The sequence below is a fragment of the Flavobacterium piscinae genome, assembly GCF_004122145.1.
GTDB lineage: Bacteria > Bacteroidota > Bacteroidia > Flavobacteriales > Flavobacteriaceae > Flavobacterium > Flavobacterium piscinae.
The window spans coordinates 107,512-127,866 of the sequence record NZ_SBKQ01000004.1; the positions used below are offsets into that span (position 1 = coordinate 107,512).

General features: G+C 36.8%; 16 protein-coding genes. 7 read left to right on the plus strand and 9 right to left on the minus strand.

Features of this window, described 5'->3' with window-relative positions; translation table 11 throughout:
- Window positions 1–34: 34 nt before the first annotated feature.
- The 5 genes from hppD to uvrC all read right to left on the minus strand — a co-directional run bounded on the left by hppD (window position 35) and on the right by uvrC (window position 7,486).
- Window positions 35–1,195, minus strand: coding sequence for a 4-hydroxyphenylpyruvate dioxygenase (gene hppD, locus EQG68_RS04825; RefSeq protein ID WP_129463654.1), 1,161 nt, complete (start codon window positions 1,193–1,195; stop codon window positions 35–37).
- A 152-nt stretch (window positions 1,196–1,347) separates the two neighbouring features.
- Window positions 1,348–1,743, minus strand: a complete 396-nt coding sequence (locus EQG68_RS04830; RefSeq protein WP_129463655.1) for a four helix bundle protein — start codon at window positions 1,741–1,743, stop codon at window positions 1,348–1,350.
- Window positions 1,744–1,910: 167 nt separating this feature from the next.
- Window positions 1,911–3,065: a homogentisate 1,2-dioxygenase gene (locus tag EQG68_RS04835; protein WP_129463656.1), complete on the minus strand. Its 1,155-nt coding sequence runs from the start codon at window positions 3,063–3,065 to the stop codon at window positions 1,911–1,913.
- A gap of 296 nt (window positions 3,066–3,361) precedes the next feature.
- Window positions 3,362–5,560, minus strand: a complete 2,199-nt coding sequence (locus EQG68_RS04840; protein ID WP_449404218.1) for a patatin-like phospholipase family protein — start codon at window positions 5,558–5,560, stop codon at window positions 3,362–3,364.
- Window positions 5,561–5,686: 126 nt separating this feature from the next.
- Entirely contained in the window at window positions 5,687–7,486 is a 1,800-nt protein-coding gene (gene uvrC / locus EQG68_RS04845; RefSeq protein WP_129463657.1) for an excinuclease ABC subunit UvrC, read from the minus strand.
- A gap of 96 nt (window positions 7,487–7,582) precedes the next feature.
- On the opposite strand from uvrC, the gene EQG68_RS04850 reads away from it, so the two are divergent.
- Window positions 7,583–8,821: a pyridoxal phosphate-dependent decarboxylase family protein gene (locus EQG68_RS04850; RefSeq protein ID WP_129463658.1), complete on the plus strand. Its 1,239-nt coding sequence runs from the start codon at window positions 7,583–7,585 to the stop codon at window positions 8,819–8,821.
- Window positions 8,814–9,380 carry a 5-formyltetrahydrofolate cyclo-ligase gene (locus EQG68_RS04855; protein WP_129463659.1) on the plus strand — a complete coding sequence of 189 codons (567 nt, stop codon included), beginning with the start codon at window positions 8,814–8,816 and terminating at the stop codon, window positions 9,378–9,380. Before EQG68_RS04850 ends, EQG68_RS04855 begins: the two co-directional genes overlap by 8 nt.
- Here EQG68_RS04855 and EQG68_RS04860 read toward each other — a convergent pair.
- Window positions 9,377–10,012 (minus strand): lipoprotein signal peptidase, encoded by a 636-nt coding sequence (locus tag EQG68_RS04860; RefSeq protein ID WP_129463660.1) that lies wholly within the window; start codon window positions 10,010–10,012, stop codon window positions 9,377–9,379. The two genes, EQG68_RS04855 and EQG68_RS04860, sit on opposite strands and share 4 nt — an antisense overlap.
- A 171-nt stretch (window positions 10,013–10,183) precedes the next feature.
- On the opposite strand from EQG68_RS04860, the gene EQG68_RS04865 reads away from it, so the two are divergent.
- Window positions 10,184–11,431 (plus strand): LVIVD repeat-containing protein, encoded by a 1,248-nt coding sequence (locus EQG68_RS04865; protein ID WP_129463661.1) that lies wholly within the window; start codon window positions 10,184–10,186, stop codon window positions 11,429–11,431.
- Between the two features lie 117 nt (window positions 11,432–11,548).
- On the opposite strand, the gene EQG68_RS04870 is transcribed toward EQG68_RS04865, so the two are convergent.
- From EQG68_RS04870 to recO, 3 genes are all read right to left on the minus strand, one after another.
- The gene (locus EQG68_RS04870) at window positions 11,549–11,929 is read right to left on the minus strand and encodes a TraR/DksA family transcriptional regulator (protein ID WP_026710085.1); all 381 of its coding nucleotides are present in this window, start codon (window positions 11,927–11,929) and stop codon (window positions 11,549–11,551) included.
- A gap of 6 nt (window positions 11,930–11,935) precedes the next feature.
- Window positions 11,936–15,337, minus strand: coding sequence for an isoleucine--tRNA ligase (ileS, locus tag EQG68_RS04875; RefSeq protein WP_129463662.1), 3,402 nt, complete (start codon window positions 15,335–15,337; stop codon window positions 11,936–11,938).
- Between the two features lie 610 nt (window positions 15,338–15,947).
- On the minus strand, window positions 15,948–16,661 hold the full coding sequence (recO, locus tag EQG68_RS04880) for a DNA repair protein RecO (protein ID WP_129463795.1): 714 nt from the start codon (window positions 16,659–16,661) through the stop codon (window positions 15,948–15,950).
- A gap of 288 nt (window positions 16,662–16,949) precedes the next feature.
- On the opposite strand from recO, the gene EQG68_RS04885 reads away from it, so the two are divergent.
- Genes EQG68_RS04885 through EQG68_RS04900 form a run of 4 tightly spaced genes read left to right on the plus strand, consistent with a single transcriptional unit; the run spans window position 16,950 to window position 19,938 of the window.
- Entirely contained in the window at window positions 16,950–17,171 is a 222-nt protein-coding gene (locus EQG68_RS04885) for a helix-turn-helix domain-containing protein (protein ID WP_129463663.1), read from the plus strand.
- Complete coding sequence (gene dcm / locus EQG68_RS04890; protein WP_129463664.1) at window positions 17,168–18,397, plus strand: DNA cytosine methyltransferase; 1,230 nt, start codon at window positions 17,168–17,170, stop codon at window positions 18,395–18,397. Before EQG68_RS04885 ends, dcm begins: the two co-directional genes overlap by 4 nt.
- Window positions 18,394–19,533, plus strand: a complete 1,140-nt coding sequence (locus EQG68_RS04895; protein WP_129463665.1) for a phospholipase D-like domain-containing protein — start codon at window positions 18,394–18,396, stop codon at window positions 19,531–19,533. Before dcm ends, EQG68_RS04895 begins: the two co-directional genes overlap by 4 nt.
- Before the next feature lie 12 nt (window positions 19,534–19,545).
- Window positions 19,546–19,938, plus strand: a complete 393-nt coding sequence (locus tag EQG68_RS04900; RefSeq protein WP_129463666.1) for a hypothetical protein — start codon at window positions 19,546–19,548, stop codon at window positions 19,936–19,938.
- The last annotated feature ends 417 nt before the right edge of the window (window positions 19,939–20,355 follow it).

The following is a 20,355-nucleotide window of genomic DNA, read 5'->3' on the forward strand; positions in this document are numbered from 1 at the left end:
TGAAACATAGCGGATTATTAATATACAAAAACGATTATAACGTTCCTCTTAACGCTTGTTCACGTTCGATACTTTCAAACAACGCTTTGAAATTTCCTGCTCCAAAACCTCTGGCTCCCATCCGTTGGATGATTTCAAAGAATAAAGTAGGGCGGTCTTCCACCGGTTTGGTGAAAATTTGCAACAAATATCCTTCCTCATCGGCATCAATCATAATACCCAATTTTTGAAGTTCTTTGATGTCTTCTTTAAACTTCGACATGTGATCTTTTAAACGTTCCGGAATGGCATCGTAATAGGCTTGTGGTGGCGTACTCAAAAACTCAACACCTCTTTTTCGCATTTCGGCTACGGTGGAAATGATATCATCGGTGGCTACCGCAATGTGCTGCACACCCGGACCTTCATAAAAATCTAAATATTCTTCAATCTGTGATTTTTTCTTTCCTTCGGCCGGTTCGTTGATGGGGAATTTAATTCTCCCGTTTCCGTTGCTCATTACTTTACTCATCAAAGCGGAATATTCGGTGGTAATTTGTTTGTCATCAAAGGAAAGGAAATTCACAAATCCCATCACATCTTCATACCATTTTACCCACGTATTCATTTCATTCCAACCCACATTTCCCACCATGTGATCTACATATTTTAATCCAACAGGTGCGGGATTGTAATCCGATTTCCATTCTTTATAACCCGGTAAAAAAGTCCCGTTGTAATTTTTGCGTTCTACGAATAGATGAACGGTTTCACCGTACGTATAAATTCCGGCACGAACCACTTCACCAAACTCATCGGTTTCCACCGTAGGCTCCATGAAAACTTTTGCACCGCGTTTAGTCGTTTCTTCAAACGATTTACGAGCGTCTTCTACCCATAAAGCTACGATTTTTACTCCATCGCCATGTTTTTTAACATGTTCTCCAATAAGCGAATCACTTTTTAATGCGGTGGTTAAAACTAATCGGATTTTATCTTGCTTCAACACATACGAAGCTCGGTCTTTTACACCGGTTTCCAATCCGGCATACGCCAACGATTGAAAGCCAAAGGCTGTTTTATAAAAATGAGCCGCTTGTTTGGCATTCCCAACATAAAACTCTACATAATCGGTTCCCATTAAAGGAAGGAAATCTTGAGCTCCTTCAAATATTTTTTCCAGTCCGTATTCTACTGATTTTATTTCTTGTGACATAATTTTTTAATGTGGCAATTGGTCAATGTGGCAATGTGACAATTTTTGAAAACTGCTAAAATTGCATCTTTTCAACCAATTTGGTTAAACTTTGTTTTTAATTTGTCAATTGGTCAATGTGGCAATTTGTCAATTTTGAAAACTGCTAAAATTTACATTTCATCAACCAATTGGGTTGAACTTTTTTTATTAATTTTTGAAGTTGCTATAATTTTATTTGTGATTTTTAAAATGTCAAATAATTCTATTAACAATTCTTCTGTTTCGGGATAACGTTCTAGTTCATTGCATAAAAACAACCAAAACTCGGTTTCATCAGCTTCTTTCATGGCAATTTTAAATTTGTGTATGAAATCAGCTTTGCTTTCTGCGTTTTGAGCTTCTTTTATGTTTGCTCCTATTGATGTGCCGGACTTAAGCAGTTGATTGGCAACAACAAACCTTTTATTTTCCTCTAATTTTTCGGTGTATAAAACAATCTTCTTGGCAAATTCAAATGATTTTACAAGAATTAAATTATCCTTGTACTTTTCTTTAAATGTTATCATGGCTTATAGAATTAATGTGTCAATTGATTGATTTGTCTATGTGTCAATTGACTGATTTGTTTAGAAATGTTTTTAAAATTAATATCTTTTTTTAAATATAAATTCTAATATCTTGATTACTACTACCCCTCATTGACAAATTGCCGAATTGACAAATTGCCAAATTATCAAAGCCACGATTGAAAGTACTGCTCATCTGCCACTTTCATCGCTTCATCCGTCACCATCAACGGCTTAAAAGTGTCCACCATTACGGCCAACTCTTTTGTTTCGGTTTTTCCGATGCTTCTTTCGTAGGCTCCCGGATGCGGTCCGTGCGGAATACCCGCCGGATGCAAGGAAATATTTCCCGGTTTCACATCATTTCGGCTCATGAAATCACCATCCACATAATACAACACCTCATCACTGTCAATATTACTGTGATTATAGGGTGCCGGAATAGAAAGCGGATGATAGTCATACAATCTCGGCACAAATGAACATACCACAAACGCATCCGTTTCAAAAGTTTGGTGCACCGGTGGCGGTTGGTGAATTCTTCCGGTTATCGGTTCAAAATCGTGAATGGAAAAAGCATACGGATAATTGTAACCGTCATAGCCTACCACATCAAACGGATGCGAAGCATAGACCATTTCGATGATTTCGTCTCTTTTTTTCACTTTAATCACAAAATCACCTATTTCGTCATACGTTTCTAATTCAGTTGGGCGACGTAAATCGCGTTCGCAAAAAGGAGAATGTTCTAGCAATTGACCAAACCAGTTACGGTACCGTTTTGGCGTATAAATAGGTCGTCTCGATTCTACAATAAACAATCGGTTATCTTCGGTATCAAAATCAATTTTATAAATGATTCCGCGTGGAATCAATAAATAATCGCCGTATTTAAAGTCGATATTACCTAAAAAAGTGCGTAGTTTTCCGCTTCCTTTGTGAATGAAAATCATTTCATCGGAATCGGTGTTTTTATAAAAATAGTCTTGCGTTTTGTTTTGAGGAGCAGCCAACGTAATGTGGCAGTCTGAATTGGTCAACACAATTTTTCTACTTTCCAAATAATCTTTTTCAGGGGCTACGTCAAATCCGTGCAATTTATACGATTGCATATTATTGGATTTGGCAATGGAAGGTGCCACGGAATATTGTTTACGGATTTCTTTAACTTGTGTGGGTCTGTGCACGTGATACATGTTGGAATACATTCCGTCAAAACCCACAGTACCAAAAAGTTGCTCATAATAAAGTTCGCCGTTTGGTTTTCGGAATTGTGTATGACGTTTGGGAGGAATTTCTCCTAATTGATGATAAAATGGCATTTTTTTGAATTTAGATTGAACATTTGATGAATTGTCACATTGACAAATTGTCAATTTGGCTAATTAATTCAAATCACTCCGGATTCCGTTTGATAAGGAACTGAAGGTAATCCAATAATCCGGGCCAAAAAGCACTCATTTCAAAAATTATTTGAGGTTAGTTTTGATTTTTTTTAATGTTCACGCCTACAATAATTCCAAGACCAAAGGCTACCAAAAAACCAAGAATTACAAACATTTTTTATGATTTTAGTAAAATATAACACAAATATCGTAAAAAAAGGAATACTACACAATTAAAACCAAAAACCTACACTAAACCATGTGTGGTGATCTTTAGTTTCGGGGGACCAACTGTGCTTAATTTCTATGGGACCAAAAATAGATTCTAACCCATAACCAAATCCATAACCGGTAAAAGAAGGCTTAGTGAGCCACTCATCCGATTCAAAAATCTTATCGCCGGCATTTGCAAAATTCGCCGAGAAGTTTAAATGATTTTTTTTAAAAATTTCATAATCCAACTGAAACAGGGCTTTAACATAACTGTTCCCGGCAAAACTTAAAAAATCATACCCGTAAAACGGTTTAAAGTTGTTGATGGGATAAAACCCATATCCCCCAAATACAAAATTAAAAAAGGGAACGGTTTGTTCTCCAATAGTTAAACCTCCTTCGGTTTGAATATTCAGTGTCGTTCGGTTAAACAACTTTTGAGCTATACCGGCTTCCGCTTTTAAAATAGAAAAATTGTTATACGTGTTCGTGTAATCCGTAGAATAAAAAAACGATTGTATATCCCCATTAAAATACCAACCACTTTTGGGAAAGTATTTATTATCAAAAGAGTCATACTTCAAATACCCAAAAGCACTCCAATAATCACTGTTTTCTATAACCGGATCACCTGTGTTTAAGGTCTCCGATTTTAATTTCAAATGTTTATATTCCAAACCACCTGCTACCACAAATTTTTGTATAAAAACTGTTTGCATATAAATTTGATTGGTGAAGTCGGAAAAATCCACGTTAATAGAATTCACATCTTCCGAGGTAAACAGAACACCTTGACTAAAATCGGTAGTTACATTTCGGTTAAAACCGGTAAATTTTGATTTGATTCCAAAACTCCAATAAAAACCGTTATCAACATAATAATCCAAATTATACCTGAAATTATCCCCCAACACAACATCGGTGGAAAATATGTCATTTTTAAACAACATTTTCTTTTGTGTGAAATTAACTAAAATCCCACTTTTAAACAATCCGTCGTAATGCAAACCCAATTTTAAAAATGCTTTATAGGGATTCTCGGTTAAATTTAAATTTATTCTGTCACCGCCATTGTTGTCTTTTTCCAAAGTATAATTAATGGATCCGAAATTTTGTGTAGCATTCAAGTTTTCAATGCCTTGCTTTAATTCTGAAAAACTGATTTTTCTACCGGCTTTAAACCTTAACTTACCAATGATATAAGCTCTTGTGTAATTTTCTAACTGAGTATGTGTAATGGAAGAAACATATAAACTATCCCGCTCGGTTAAGGGAACAATTGTTTTTTGCTTTTGATAATTACTACTTAGTTGATTGAGTTGTTCAATTACACTGAGGGCGGCCTTTTTCCCTACTTCAATAATTTCGGTTCCTTTGTCAAAAGAAATCACCGAATATTGTTCTACATCAGGACGAATATAAACATCTGTACGCGTTTTTTTCTCTTGCATTTTTTGAATCATTTGCAAGTTTGAAATCTGTACCAAAATTCGAGTCGCATCTTTTAATGATTCCCGGTCTTTTAAGTCGTCTTGAACATCGACACCAATAATGATATCCGCACCCATTTTTTTCACCTCATCCAAAGGATAATTATTAATTACCCCTCCATCTATAAGGTATTTACCATCGATAACCAGTGGTGAATAGAGCGATGGAAATGCTCCGCTGGCCAAAATAGACTGAGCCAAAAAACCGTGGTCTAACAACACTTCCTGACCGGTTTCAATATCGGTAGCGATACACAAAAACGGGATGGGCAACTTTTTAAAATCCCGTTCATGGCGAACATTTGCTGTTAAACGGGTCATCATATTATAATTATACAAGCCTTTTGACAAAGCAGTGGGAATGCCAATTTTGAACTTATTAAAAGGTAACGCAAAAGCATACCGCTCATCATTTGCTTTTTCATAAAAGTTTTTGGATGACCGAGGAATAAAATCCTGAATCACAGCATCGTAATCGGTATTGTTAAAAATACTGTCAAGTTGCGTGGCGGTATAGCCCGAAGCATATAACCCGCCAACGATAGCTCCCATACTGGTTCCGCCAATGTAATCGATTTTGATGCCGGCTTCTTCAATGACTTTGAGTACACCAATGTGAGCCAATCCTTTTGCTCCTCCTCCACTTAAAACCAACCCAATTTTAGGCTTTTTTGGAATTGTATCTTGTGCTTGAACAGTATTTGGTGATAGGTTAAAGGCTATGGTCAACAAACACAAAAGACAAATCCTTCCTATCCCCGGTTGAGCCAATATTCTTGTAACTGCATGCAGAGATACAGACGAAAACGGGAAATTGGAATCCAAAAAGGCAGGAATTATTCGCTTCAAAATGTATTAGTTAGGTTTACTTCTGTAAAATTCGGAAATTTTTTTGGCTTTTGATACACCCACCACGTCAGAAATTTCACTTTCGGTGGCCAAAGACAATCTTTTAACACTTTTGAAATGTTTTAGTAACGTAATCATCGTTTTTTCTCCGATTCCGGGTATGGTTTCAAGCGAGGTTTGAAGAGCCGACTTACTGCGTTTGTCTCGATGATGAGTAATGCCAAATCGGTGAGCTTCGTTTCGCAATTGCTGAATAATTTTGAGCGTTTCCGACTTTTTATCCAAATACAACGGAACAGAATCACCGGGATAAAACAATTCTTCCAATCGTTTAGCAATGCCTATAATCGCTATTTTTCCGCGTAATCCTAAATCGTCTAAACTTTTCAGTGCCGACGATAATTGCCCCTTCCCTCCATCAATGATAATCAATTGCGGTAAAGGTTGGTTTTCATCCAATAACCTTTTATAACGACGGTACACCACTTCTTCCATCGACGCAAAATCATTCGGTCCTTCCACCGTTTTAATATTGAAATGACGGTAGTCTTTTTTGCTGGGCTTTCCGTCTTTAAACACTACACAAGCCGCCACAGGATTGGTTCCCTGAATATTCGAGTTGTCAAAACATTCAATGTGTCGTGGTTCAACAGAAAGGCGTAAATCCTTTTGCATTTGAGCCATAATGCGGTTGGTATGCCTTTCCGGATCTACAATCTGAATTTGTTTCAATTGCTCCAAACGATGGTATTTAGCATTGCGTTGCGACAGTTCTAAAATCTGTTTTTTATCACCCAACTGTGGTACAGTGACTTTAATTTTATTGCCAAAATCCAATTCAAACGGCAGTATAATTTCTTTGGAAGTGAGTCGAAAACGTTCCCGAAGCTCTACAACGGCCAATTCCAATAGCTCTTCGTCGGTTTCGTCCAACTTTTTTTTCATCTCCAAGGTATGCGAACGAATAATCGCTCCATGAGCAATTTGAAGGAAATTAACATAGGCCATCGTTTCATCCGAAACAATTGAAAACACATCAATGTTGGATATTTTTGGATTGAGAATGGTCGATTTAGCCTGATAATTCTCTAAAACATCTATTTTTTCTTTGATTTTCTGTGCTTCTTCAAATTCCATGTGTTGTGCATGAAGCATCATTTTTTGTTTAAAAGTCTTGATACTGTCTTTAAAATTACCTTTCAATATTTCCCGAATAGCATCCACCTGACTTTGGTAATGTTCCAGACTTTCCATCCCTTCACATGGGCCTTTGCAATTGCCAATATGGTATTCCAAACATACTTTGTATTTATGGTTACGGATATTTTGTTCACTTAAATCGTAATTGCACGTTCGCAACGGATACAATTCTTTAATCATATCCAACAACGTATTCACAGTTTTGAAATTGGTATAGGGTCCGTAATATTCGGAACCGTCTTTTATCATTTTTCGAGTAGGAAAAATGCGGGAAAACGGTTCTTTTTTGATGCAAATCCACGGATAAGTCTTGTCGTCTTTTAAATTGATGTTATACCGCGGTTGTAATTTTTTAATCAAATTGTTTTCTAACAACAAGGCATCTTGTTCGGTAGCCACTACAATATGACGGATTTCAACAATTTTCTTCACCAAAATCGCCGTTTTGTGGTTGTCATGCGATTTGGTAAAATAAGACGAAACTCTTTTTTTTAAGTTCTTCGCTTTTCCAACATACAATATCTTTCCTTCCTTATCAAAATATTGATATACTCCCGGACTGTCGGGAAGGGTTTGTAGTTGAAGTTCTAAAGAAATGGTCTGCATAGTACAAATATAGTAGTAAAAAAAGGTGCTTGCAACTAACATTTATCATATTTCCTCTTCGGCAAACTACCTAGCTTTGCCCAAAAATATACAACCATGAAGTATTGGAAAAAATATAGCCACCAAGAACGTTTAGACAAAGTAGCTGAGGCGTTGGCTGAAAACGTAAACTTTGCACAAGACATTTCACTCGGCTTTCCGGCTTCAAAATTGGATGGGAAAGTCTTTTATGATAACGCTCCTTTTTTGAAAGAAGCTCCAACATTGCAAACCTTTGTAGCCAACCCCAATCATATTGGTTGTCACACATTAGGCCAATCCGAAAGTGTGTTTAGCGGCACACAACAGCTGGAAAATGAAGTGCTTAATGCTTTAGCCATTGATGTTTTTAAGGCCAAACCTGAGGGTTTTGACGGCTATGTTTCACCCGGCGGAACAGAAGCCAACATTCAAGCCTTATGGATGTACCGCAATTATTTCCTTCACGAACATCTAGCTTCTTTACAGGAAATTGCTATTGTTTCCTCAGAAGATACCCATTATTCCATTCCAAAAGGAGCTAACCTTTTACAAGTAGATTGGCTCAAAATCCCGGTTGATTTTTCAACCCGTCAATTGGATAAAAAAGCCTTGCTATCGATTCTTATACAGGCGAAAGAAAACGGTAAAAAATACTGTATAGTAGTCTCAAATATGGGCACCACCATGTTTGGTTCAGTGGACAATCCGTTGGACTATATTGAAACATTAAACGCTCTTCAACTGCCGTTTAAATTGCACATTGATGGGGCGTATGGCGGTTTCGTATATCCGTTTAGCAATCAACAGTCAACCATTAATTTCAGCAATCCTGCTATTAGTTCGATTACCATTGATGCCCACAAAATGTTACAAGCACCGTATGGAACCGGCATTTTTATTTGCCGAAAAAACCTTATCCATCATGTACTCACCAAAGAAGCAGAATATGTAGAAGGCATGGATGTTACGCTCTGCGGTAGCCGTTCAGGAGCCAATGCTGTTGCCGTTTGGATGATACTATCCACATATGGACCACACGGATGGTTTGAAAAAGTGAATACACTACAATTACGAACCGATTTTCTCTGTCGTGAATTAGATCAATTGGATATTCGTTATTTCCGAGAACCGTTTATGAACATTGTAACGATTGAAGCAAAATACATTTCCAATGAAATCGCTCAACGTTTTAAACTCGTACCTCAATCGCACCTCAAGGATAACAAATGGTATAAAATTGTAGTGATGAATCACGTGGAACCCGAACATTTAATTACTTTTATAGCCGAATTGAACGCTTCGGTATATGCATAAAAAAGAACTTCGGATAAAGTATAAAGCGTTACGGGCCGCTCTTGCAGAAGAAGAAAGAGAAGAAAAAAGTTTAGCCATTGCCAACCAATTGCTTCGGTTGAACATTTGGGATAAAACCTATTACCATCTTTTTTTATCCATCCAAGAACATAAAGAAATTGATACCGAATTCATCTTGCAAATTTTAGCCGGAAAAGACAAAGAAATTGTCATCGCTAAAAGTGATTTTGAAACCAGAAAAATGACACATTTTTTGTTAACGGATAACACCAAAATCAAAAAAAACGACTATAATATTCCGGAACCGGTCAATGGGATAGAAGTTCCTGTTGCTATGATTGAAGTGGTTTTTATCCCCTTGTTGGCTTTTGATAAAAAAGGACATCGCGTGGGTTACGGCAAAGGCTTTTATGACCAATTCTTAGCCGAATGTAAACCGGACACTATCAAGATAGGATTGTCTTTTTTTGAAGCAGAAAATCAAATTGAAGATGTTTTTGAAGCAGATGTTCTACTGGATTATTGCATAACACCCACCAAAATTTACACGTTTAATTAAGCAGCCATTTCTTCGTTGGTTGCAACTTCTTCCTTGTTAGTTGTGCCGAAAGCTCTTTTATTAAATACAATCAAAATACCCACTCCGGTAGAAATGGCCATGTCGGCAATATTAAAAATGGCATTAAAGAAAGTAAAGTAGTTTCCCCCTACACCAGGAATCCATTCCGGTAACGTTCCTTTCCAAATCGGGAAGTAAAGCATATCCACAACTTTCCCGTGGAACCAAGTTCCATAAGGATTGTCTGAAAATAAAGTAGAAGCGGCGTGGTGACTGTCATTAAAAATGACCCCATAAAAAACACTGTCGATAATATTGCCAAAGGCTCCGGCTAAAATCAATGCTACGGCTACAATCAGGTAGTTTGAACTATGCTTTCTCACACTGTCCCACAACCAATACCCAATTCCAAAAACAGCTACAATACGAAATAACGTTAAAAACAATTTCCCGTAATCACCGGGTATTTTAGTTCCCCAAGCCATGCCTTCATTTTCGATAAAATGAATACGAAACCAGTCGAAAACTTTAATTTCTTCTCCTAGAACAAAGTTCGTTTTAATATATATTTTGGAAAGTTGATCAACTAATAAGATGATAAAGACGATCAAATAAGCTTTCTTTAAAGACATGCTGACAATTTTATCGTGCAAAAATAACAATTATCTCAAACAAAAGGCGAATTATGGAACAAGAGCACAAAACTTTAAATAATATTTAGCATTTCACGCAACCTTTTTTAGATTTTACATCTCAACTACATACAACAATTTGTACATTTGTTTAACCTAACCTAACTGATAATGAAAACAATAAATTTACTTTGCTTATGCTTGTTTGTCGGCTTTTTTGCAAGTTGCAACCAAGACGATGACCGCTCTTCGGAAACAGCAAAATTTGCGGTTCCGGTAATCAAATCGTTAGAAACATTACGAAATTCTATTTCGGTTACTTCCGCCCAAGAAACCAACTCCGACGGCAAAATCTACATTGCAGAAAACCTACTGTTTTATATTGCTCAAGAATCAGGCATCCACATTTTTGACAATTCCAACCCGGCTAATCCCCAAAACATGGCTTTTATCAACCTGGAAGGAGTGCATGATATTGCGGTAAAAGGGAACTATTTGTATGCGGATAACTTTGTGGATTTAGTGGTTTTTGATATCAGCAACATCAATAATATAGAAGTTGTTCGTGTGGCTGAGAACGTAATTTCCTTCTACCCAACTTATCCGAATGAGGCTGAATTTTATGCCTATGACGTGTATCCATCCGAAGGCGAAATCATGGTTGGGTTTAAAATTGAAACCCGACAAAGACCTTCTGAGGAATATGCGAATTGGGCCGACGACGCTCTTGCAAGCTTTGAAAATGCCAGTGGAGGAAGTGTGGGAACCGGTGGCTCTTATGCTAAATTCCAAATCAACAACAATGCTTTGTATACTGTAGATTCATACAATTTAAATGTCTTCAACATTACCAACCCGACAGAAACTTATTTTGATAAAACGGTAAACATGAACGAATGGTTAGGAGGTGGACTATTTGAAACACTATTTAAACAAAAAGAATTCCTTTTTATTGGTTCTACCAATGGAATGTATGTGGTGAATGCCTTGGATGAGTTCAATCCTTATTTTGTATCTAGTTTTGCTCATGCCACAGCCTGTGACCCGGTTGTGGTTGACGGCTACAAAGCCTATATCACTGTAAGAGGCGGCTCCAACTGCGGTTCAATTGAAGACCAAGTAAATGTCATTGACATCACAACTATTGAAAACCCAACGTTGATTTCTACTTATTTATTGACTCAACCTTTTGGGTTGGGTGTAAAAAATAATGTGCTCTATGTGTGTGCCGATGGAAACTTAAATGTTTTTGATGCTGCCAATTCAGCCGAATTAATACTTCAAAACACTTATAACGACCAAGTAAAAGATGTGATCGCTTTAGACACCCATCTTATTGCTGTGGGAACCAATAAAATCATCCAATACAACTATGGTGAAAACCATACATTAGAAGTCATTAGCACTGTAAATTTCTAAATTTAAAAATACCCAAATAAAAAGAGAGGATGTTAAAGTCCTCTCTTTTTATTTGGGTATTTTTAAATCTGATTTCCTCAGTACCTCAGCAACTCAGTACCTTAGAGCCTTTGCTCCTTATCGCTGCATATTCTTCGCCTCTATACTCATCGTCGCATGTGGAACCAATTTTAAGCGTTCTTTCGAAATTAATTTACCCGTTACTTTGCAAACCCCATAGGTTTTGTTTTCTACTCTAAAAAGAGCATTTCGCAAATCGCGGATAAACTTCTCCTGGCGAATAGCCAATTGAGAATTCGCTTCTTTGCTCATGGTTTCAGAACCTTCTTCAAATGCTTTGAACGTGGGCGACGTATCATCCGTTCCATTATTCAAATCATTCATATAGGCACTCTTGATGAGCTCCAAATCATTCTGTGCTTTCTCAATTTTTTTAAGGATAATTTCTTTGAACTCCGCCAAATCGGCTTCTGAGTAACGTACTACTTCATCTGTCATGTTAATCTATTTTGAAATTATTATTAGTGTTTTAATGTCATCAAACTCAATTTCCGTACCATTTTCTAATTGGTCTTCAAAAACGAGCATTTCGGTTAATGTTTCGGACTTTATATATGATTCATTTGCAGTAATGGCTTCCTCTAAACTACCATTTCGCAACAATTGAACCTTTATTTTATCGGTTACTTCAAAACCACTGTCTTTTCTAAGGTTTTGAATACGATTGACTAACTCTCTCGCTATGCCTTCTTTTCGCAATTCATCGGTAATCGTAATGTCTAAGGCTACCGTAATTCCGTTTGCATTAGCCACCAACCAACCCGGGATATCTTGCGAAGAAATCTCCACATCATCTTGTGTTAAAGTTATTGAATTTCCTGAAATAACAAGCGAATAGCTTCCGTTGCGGTCTAATTCAGCAATTTGCTCTTGCGAAAAACCTTGTATCTCTTTGGCAATCAATCCCATATCTTTCCCAAAACGAGGCCCTAAGGCTTTAAAATTAGGCTTGATTTGCTTTACCAACACCCCTGAAGCATCGTCTAACAACACCACTTCTTTTACGTTTACTTCCGCTTTTATAAGGTCGGAAACCGCTTCAATTTCTGCTCGCTGAACATCGTCAAGTATCGGAATCATTACCTTTTGCAACGGTTGACGCACCTTAATCATCTCCTTCTTGCGAAGCGATAAAACCAGTGACGAAACCGTCTGTGCTTTCATCATTTTACTCTCCAACGATTTATCAACATATTTTTCAACATATTTCGGAAAATCAGCCAAATGTACGCTGTCAAAATTTTCTGAATGTGTAGCTTGTGTTAAATCTCGGTAAAGTCTGTCCATAAAGAAAGGAGCAATAGGAGCCGATAATTTAGCCACTGTAATCAAACAGGTGTATAATGTTTGATACGCCGCTATCTTATCCGTGCCGTATTCACCTTTCCAGAATCTTCTTCTACACAAACGCACATACCAATTACTTAAATTTTCCTGTACAAAATCAGAAATCGCTCTTGCCGCTCTTGTGGGTTCGTAATCGGCATAACTTTCATCTACTAACTGCACTAGCGTTTGCAATTCCGATAAAATCCATCGGTCAATTTCAGGCCGTTCCGTTAAGGGAACTTCTGCTTCTTTATTGGTAAACCCATCAATGTTGGCATACAACGCAAAGAATGAATAGGTATTATATAACGTGCCAAAAAACTTACGTCGTACTTCCGCCACGCCTTCGATATCAAATTTCAAATTATCCCACGGATTCGCATTGGCAATCATATACCAACGTGTCGCATCCGGACCAAAATCACTTAACGTTTTAAACGGGTCAATTGCATTACCCAAACGTTTCGACATTTTTTGGCCGTTTTTATCCAAAACCAACCCATTCGAAACCACATTTTTATAGGCAATTTTATCGAACACTAACGTTCCGATGGCGTGTAAAGTATAAAACCATCCACGGGTTTGATCGACACCTTCGGCAATAAAATCAGCCGGAAACGCTTCGTTATGGTCAATTAAATGCTTGTTTTCAAAAGGATAATGCCATTGAGCATACGGCATGGCTCCACTGTCAAACCATACGTCAATCAAATCGGTTTCTCGTTTCATCGGTTTGCCGGAAGGCGAAACCAATACGATTTCATCCACAACATTTTTGTGTAAATCCACTAAATCATAGTTTTCCTCACTCATGTTGCCAATTTCAAATCCTTTGAACGGATTCTCTTTTTGGAAACCTGCTGCTATCGATTTTTCGATAGCCGTGTATAATTCTTCCACCGAACCCATGATCACTTCTTCGGTTTTATCTTCGGTTCGCCAAATTGGTAACGGAATACCCCAGTAACGAGAACGGGACAAATTCCAATCGTTGGCGTTCTTCAACCAATTGCCAAAACGCCCTTCGCCGGTAGCTTTAGGTTTCCAATTGATGGTATCGTTCAAGTCAAACATACGGTCTTTGATTTCCGTTACTTTGATGAACCACGAATCCAACGGATAATATAAAATCGGTTTGTCGGTTCGCCAACAATGCGGATAACTGTGCACGTATTTTTCTACTTTGAAGGCTTTGTTTTCCTCTTTTAATTGGATGGCAATTTCCACATCAGCAGAACGTTCCGGTGCATCACCTTCGGTGTAATATTCATTTTTTACATATTTCCCCGAAAAATCACCCAATCCTTGAATGAATTTTCCTTGTAAATCCACCAACGGAACGGGATTTCCGGCGGCGTCCAACACCAACATTGGCGGTACTTCAGGCGTAGCTTCTTTCGCCACCTTCGCATCATCCGCACCAAAAGTAGGAGCGGTATGTACAATTCCGGTACCGTCTTCCGTCGTCACAAAATCACCTGAAATCACACGAAACGCATTTTCCGGATGTTGATACGGTAAAATCCAAGGCAATAATTGTTCGTAGCGAATGCCTACTAAATCCGCTCCTTTGCATTCGGCTAAGAGTTGATACGGAATTTTTTTGTCGTCGGCTTTATAGTTAGAAAAGTCCTCTTCGCTTGCGGCTAACATATACTTTCCGCCAAATTGTTTCCCCACTAAATTCTTGGACAACACCACATTTATTGGCTCAAACGTATATTGATTAAACGTTCTCACCAACACATAGTCAATCTTCGGTCCAACCGTTAACGCCGTATTACTTGGCAACGTCCAAGGCGTGGTTGTCCAAGCTAAGATATGAATGTCGCCAAACCCTTGTAAAAAAGCAGGTAAGGTTTCCGGTTTGGTTTTAAATTGAGCCACCACGGTGGTATCGGTCACATCTCTGTAACTGCCCGGTTGGTTCACTTCATGCGAAGACAAACCGGTTCCCGCTTTGGGCGAATACGGCTGAATGGTGTAGCCTTTGTATAATAAATCTTTATCGTAAATCTGTTTCAACAACCACCAAACCGACTCCATGTATTTCGATTTGTACGTCACATACGGGTCGTTCATATCCACCCAGTAGCCCATTTTTTCGGTGAGGTCGTTCCACACGTCGGTGTATCGCATCACGGTGCGTTTACACGCTTCGTTGTATTCGGCCACCGTAATCTTGGTACCGATGTCTTCTTTGGTAATGCCTAATTCTTTTTCGGTACCCAATTCTACCGGCAAGCCGTGGGTATCCCAACCCGCTTTACGCTTGACTTGAAAGCCTTTTTGGGTTTTATAGCGGCAAAAAATATCTTTAATCGCACGAGCCATCACGTGGTGAATCCCGGGTAAGCCGTTGGCCGAAGGCGGACCTTCAAAAAACACATACGGTGGTTGCCCTTCACGGCTGGTGACACTTTGTTCAAAAATCTGGTTTTCTTTCCAATACTTCAGCACTTCAGAGGCCACGGTAGGCAAGTCAAGTCCTTTGTATTCAGCGAATTTCGTACTCATGTTTTCTCGTTCTAAAAAATCAATTTGCGAAAGTAAGGATTTTTGGGATAATATGGTAAAATAATGTGGCAATTAGCCAATGTGATAATGTGCCAATTCGGCAATGTGGCAATGAGTCAATTAGTTGATGGACAATTTTAGAAGTAGTTGTTGTATTCTGCGTTTTCTGTGTTTTCTGTGTTTTCTGTGAGAGAAAATAGCGAAGCTGAAATCCTCACCCCCGACCCCTCTCCAAAGGAGAGGGGAGCGAAACCGTTGAAATAACTGCTAAATTTAGCAGTTATGAATCCCTGGAAATCCATTATAGCGAAGCTATCAAAATCCTTGAAAATCCACTTAATCCGTTTAATCCGCGTTCCCAAAAAAGCGAAGCTTCTTTGTGTCCTTTGCGACCTCCTTCGTGCCCTTAGTGGTAAAAAACATCAAGAAAAAAACTAAAAAAAAGATGTATAGAATCCGCTTCCATCCATTATAGCGAAGCTATCAAAATCTATCAAAATCTGTGAAAATCCACTTAATCCGTTTAATCCGCGTTCCCAAAAAAAAGCGAAGCGTCCTTGTGCTCTTTGCGACCTCCTTTGTGCCCTTTGCGGTTAAAAAACCTCAGCACCTAAGAAAACACCTCCCCCAACACCTCCAAAGACTTCGGCCTCCTAAACCCATCCAAATGAAACGCATAATAATCCATTAAAATCCCCAATAACACCCTCCGTTCTGCAGCCACAAAACACTTCGTATCACCCGACCATTTTAACGAAAGTAATTTTTTAAACAACCCCGTTTCGTGTTCCGAGAGGCAACTCACGCCGTGGTAGGCGGTAAACACCCCTTCGGTCAATTCAAAAAAGGGAGCTTCTTGTTGAGAAATATCCGGATAAAACCCTAAAAAGCGGGTCATGCCCAGCAATAAAATCAAATGAAAATTGGCCACTTCGTCGTGGCTGTCTAACCACAGCAAGGCCGTTTCTAAATAATCAAAAAACGCCTCATTTTTTTCTTCTTCCTGAATGCAATGATGCAACACTTCTGAAAGAAAAAGCACAATGGAACTTTTCACCACATTGATCGGCAACGTCACATACGGCTGACTGATACGGATTTCCTTAAAGTACTCCAGTTTGCCTTGGTTTTTATGCGTTGCTTCGATTTCCAGCAACGTCAGCGGTTGAAAATAGGCAATCTTTTGTTGGTTTTTCCGACTCGAAAACGCGTTGGGCACAAAGTAACTCTTCACCCCATCGGTGCGGGTAAAGCACTTCACAATCAGGGATTTTTCCTGGTACTTTAACGCCGAAATCACGAGGGCTTTGGTTTTGACTTGCATGGGGTAAAGGTAAAAAATATGCGGTGCCGGATGAAAAGTAAAGCCTAACTTTTTTCGCCATGTTGTCATTGCTTCGCCAATTCGAGCAAAGCTCTCGTGTGCGAAGAAGGAGGAATCTCTCCGCTATCTTGTCATTGCTTCGCCAATTCGAGCAAAGCTCTTGTGTCCGACGCAGGAGGAATCTCACCAACAAACATAAAGTTACATTTGAAAAATAGTTAATAAATAATAATCTATGCTTACAATAGTAGGCGGGTCAATTGTAGGCATAACAATAATTTTAAAAACATGAATATCAAAGAAAAATTTGGACAAAAAGTCAGAACACTCAGAGAAGAAAAGTCCATGTCAATCGAGCATTTAGCGAATATTTCCAACGTAGACAGAAACTATATTTCTGACATCGAAAAAGGAAAAAGAAACCTTTCCATAGAAATTATGGAAAAAATAATAACCGCCTTGGAATCTGATTTTACCGGATTCTTTAATGATAAAATTTTTAAAAAATGAAAATGAAGGAGAAAATATCAATTGAGGAATTTGACAACAAAAAATTTAAAATTCGTTTTGTTGAGGAAGATGATAATAGGAAAGCTATTTTAACTCATTATCTTCATAATTACAGAAATGGTGTAAAAAAACATTATGAAAAAGATGCGATTGAATATCTAAATCAAATCGTTGAGTATAAAAATCATGAAGAAAAATTAAATTTAGTCTCCGATGTTGCTTTGCAACAACTTCTTTTTGAAGTTGAAAATGTACCTTTTCCAACTCCTGAAAATTACACTTTTAAATTTATTGATTTATTTGCAGGAATTGGTGGTTTTAGACTTGCATTGCAAAATTTAGGAGGAAAATGCGTATTCACCAGTGAATGGGACGAAAATGCAAAAAAAACTTATCGAGCTAATTTTGGTGAAACACCGTTTGGAGATATTACTAAAGAATATACAAAAGATTACATCCCTTCAGATTTTCAAGTTCTTTGTGCTGGCTTTCCATGTCAGGCGTTTTCTATTGCAGGTTATCGAAAAGGATTTCATGATACAAGAGGAACATTATTCTTTGATATTGAAAAAATTGTTGAAAAACATAGGCCAAAAGTGGTATTTCTAGAGAACGTGAAAAATTTAGTTTCTCATGACAATGGAAATACATTTAAAATAATTATTGAAATCTTAGAGGAAAAATTAGGTTACAAAACATATACAAAAGTTCTAAATTCTTCAACACATGCTAATGTTCCACAAAATAGAGAAAGAATCTTTATTGTAGCTTTTGACCCAAAACAAGTAACAAACCACAATAATTTTAAGTTCCCAGAGCCAATTCCTTTGACTAAAACAATTCATGATGTTTTAGAAAAAGGTAAACAAGCAGAATATTTATATTATAAAAAAAATCATCCATATTATCCTGAGTTAGAAAAAACCATAACATCAAAAGATACAATTTATCAATGGAGGAGAGTTTATGTAAGAGAAAATAAGAATAATATGTGTCCTACTTTAACAGCAAATATGGGAGCAGGAGGTCACAATGTACCATTAATTTTAGATGATTATGGGATAAGAAAATTAACTCCAAAAGAATGCTTTGCTTTTCAAGGATATCCAGTTGACAAATATATTTTACCAAATATTTCGAATAGTGGATTATACATGCAAGCTGGTAACTCAGTAACAACAACATTAATCGAAAGAATTGCTAATGAAATTTTAAAAACTTTATGAAGTCATTTGCTGAAATTGATATAGAAAATAATGGAAATTACATAAAATTACTTTCCGCTGTTTCCAAATTATCTGGATTATTTAGCGAAAGTCGTGTCCCATATTTATATTATAGAGCAGCTGAAAATATTTTTTGTAGAAGTTTTAATGCAGAAAATTTGTCAAGAGGAGATAGTGCTTTTGATGCTAAACATTTTAACATAGGAGTTGGTTTAAAAACATTTATTTGCGAAAAAAATTCTAGCACTGAAAAAATTGCTGAATTTAATAAACTTTCCAACCAATTAAAAAATTTAAAAGGAAAAGACCTTGCAATTAAATTGGCAGAATTTAGAAATGAAAGAATTGAATTAGCAAAAAGATTATATAATACAGAAAATTCACTTTATCATGTTGTTGCCAGAAAAAAAAACGAACTATTTCTATACGAAACGGACTATGAATTAATAAACATTAATAATATTAATTCTATCAAATCAACAGCTGCTGGTATTCAATTTGAAGATGGAAAAAATTTTTACTCTTTTAATTTTTCAAAAAGTACACTTTTCAGAAAGTTTGAGGTTCCAAAAAATACTTTTAATATACCTATTGAAATTATTGAGGACCCTTATACTTTGCTGTTACAAATATTTAATGAATACAAAGACCTTTCAACTTCAAAAGATTTATTAGTTAAAGGTGAAAATTATGTGATTTTACCACTTTATGGTTTAAAAAATGGGAAAAAATTTGTGTTTGAAAAAAGTGGTTTAAATCAATGGAATGCCGGTGGAAGAAAAAGAGATTTCGGTGAAGTTTACATACCGATTCCAATAATTATTCATCATTTATATCCTAATTTTTTTCCACAAAGAGATAAGGGTTTTAACTTAACTGTTCCTAGTGGTGAAACTTTTAATGCAAAAGTTTGTCAAGAAAATTCTAAAGCATTAATGACAAACCCAAATAAGGCTTTATCAGATTGGTTATTAAGAAAAATTCTAAACTTAAAAGAAGGCGAATTAGCTACAATAAAAAAATTAGAAGAACTCGGTTTTGATAGTGTAATGATAACAAAAAAGGATGAAAACAACTTCAAAATCGACAAAGCCGGTTCTGATAGTTATGAAAAATTCATAAATGAAAATCAATAAAAAAAGTAAAAAATGGCAAAAAGTGGCGATCGTTTTATAACAACATTAAAAAGAGCACATCTAGAATGGGGTTCATTTAGACATACAAATTCCAGAGGGATTATTTATGGTGAAGGTTATTTACAGATACCTGCTAAAGAGGCAAGAAGACTGAATATAACCAATAGTAATTTAGTTGGAGGAAACAACGTATACATTTGTTCATCTACTGACGGCTTTTTAAATAATATCACTTTAAAATCTACAGGTTGTAATAAAGCTGGTGATATTTATGCAAAACAATTTAATGGTAATGGTAATTTGAAATTGATTGGAAATTGGTTTAGTCACATAAATGCAAAGGTTGGAGACCAAATTGAAATTCTTTGGATTACTTCAAATAAAATTCAAATCAGAAAATTATGATTGTAACATAATTTTTGCAGAATAAATTAACTCCAAAAATTCCTAAACCAAACCCATCATTCCTATTATGATCGTTTCACAGAAGATATACTTTTCTATTTTAATGACGATTTCACGAAACAAGCCCACATTTGACTTCTTACATGAGCTAAACTGTCCCCAACCATAAAACAAAAAATAGACTTTATCCTTTCTCAATTCGTCCTCAAATTCAACCCTGAAAACGAGACCGAAAATGACTTCATTCACTACTATCTCGGGAGCTGAAATTTTACCTTTTCCTACCCAATTCCTTAAGGGTTGTGGTACTAAAATTCCATAAACCTCCCTAAAATCAATGCTTTTAGTAAAACCAAACCATTTATAAACGTTGATACTACTTGTAAAAAGTGTTCCAATACATTGTAAATACTGGTC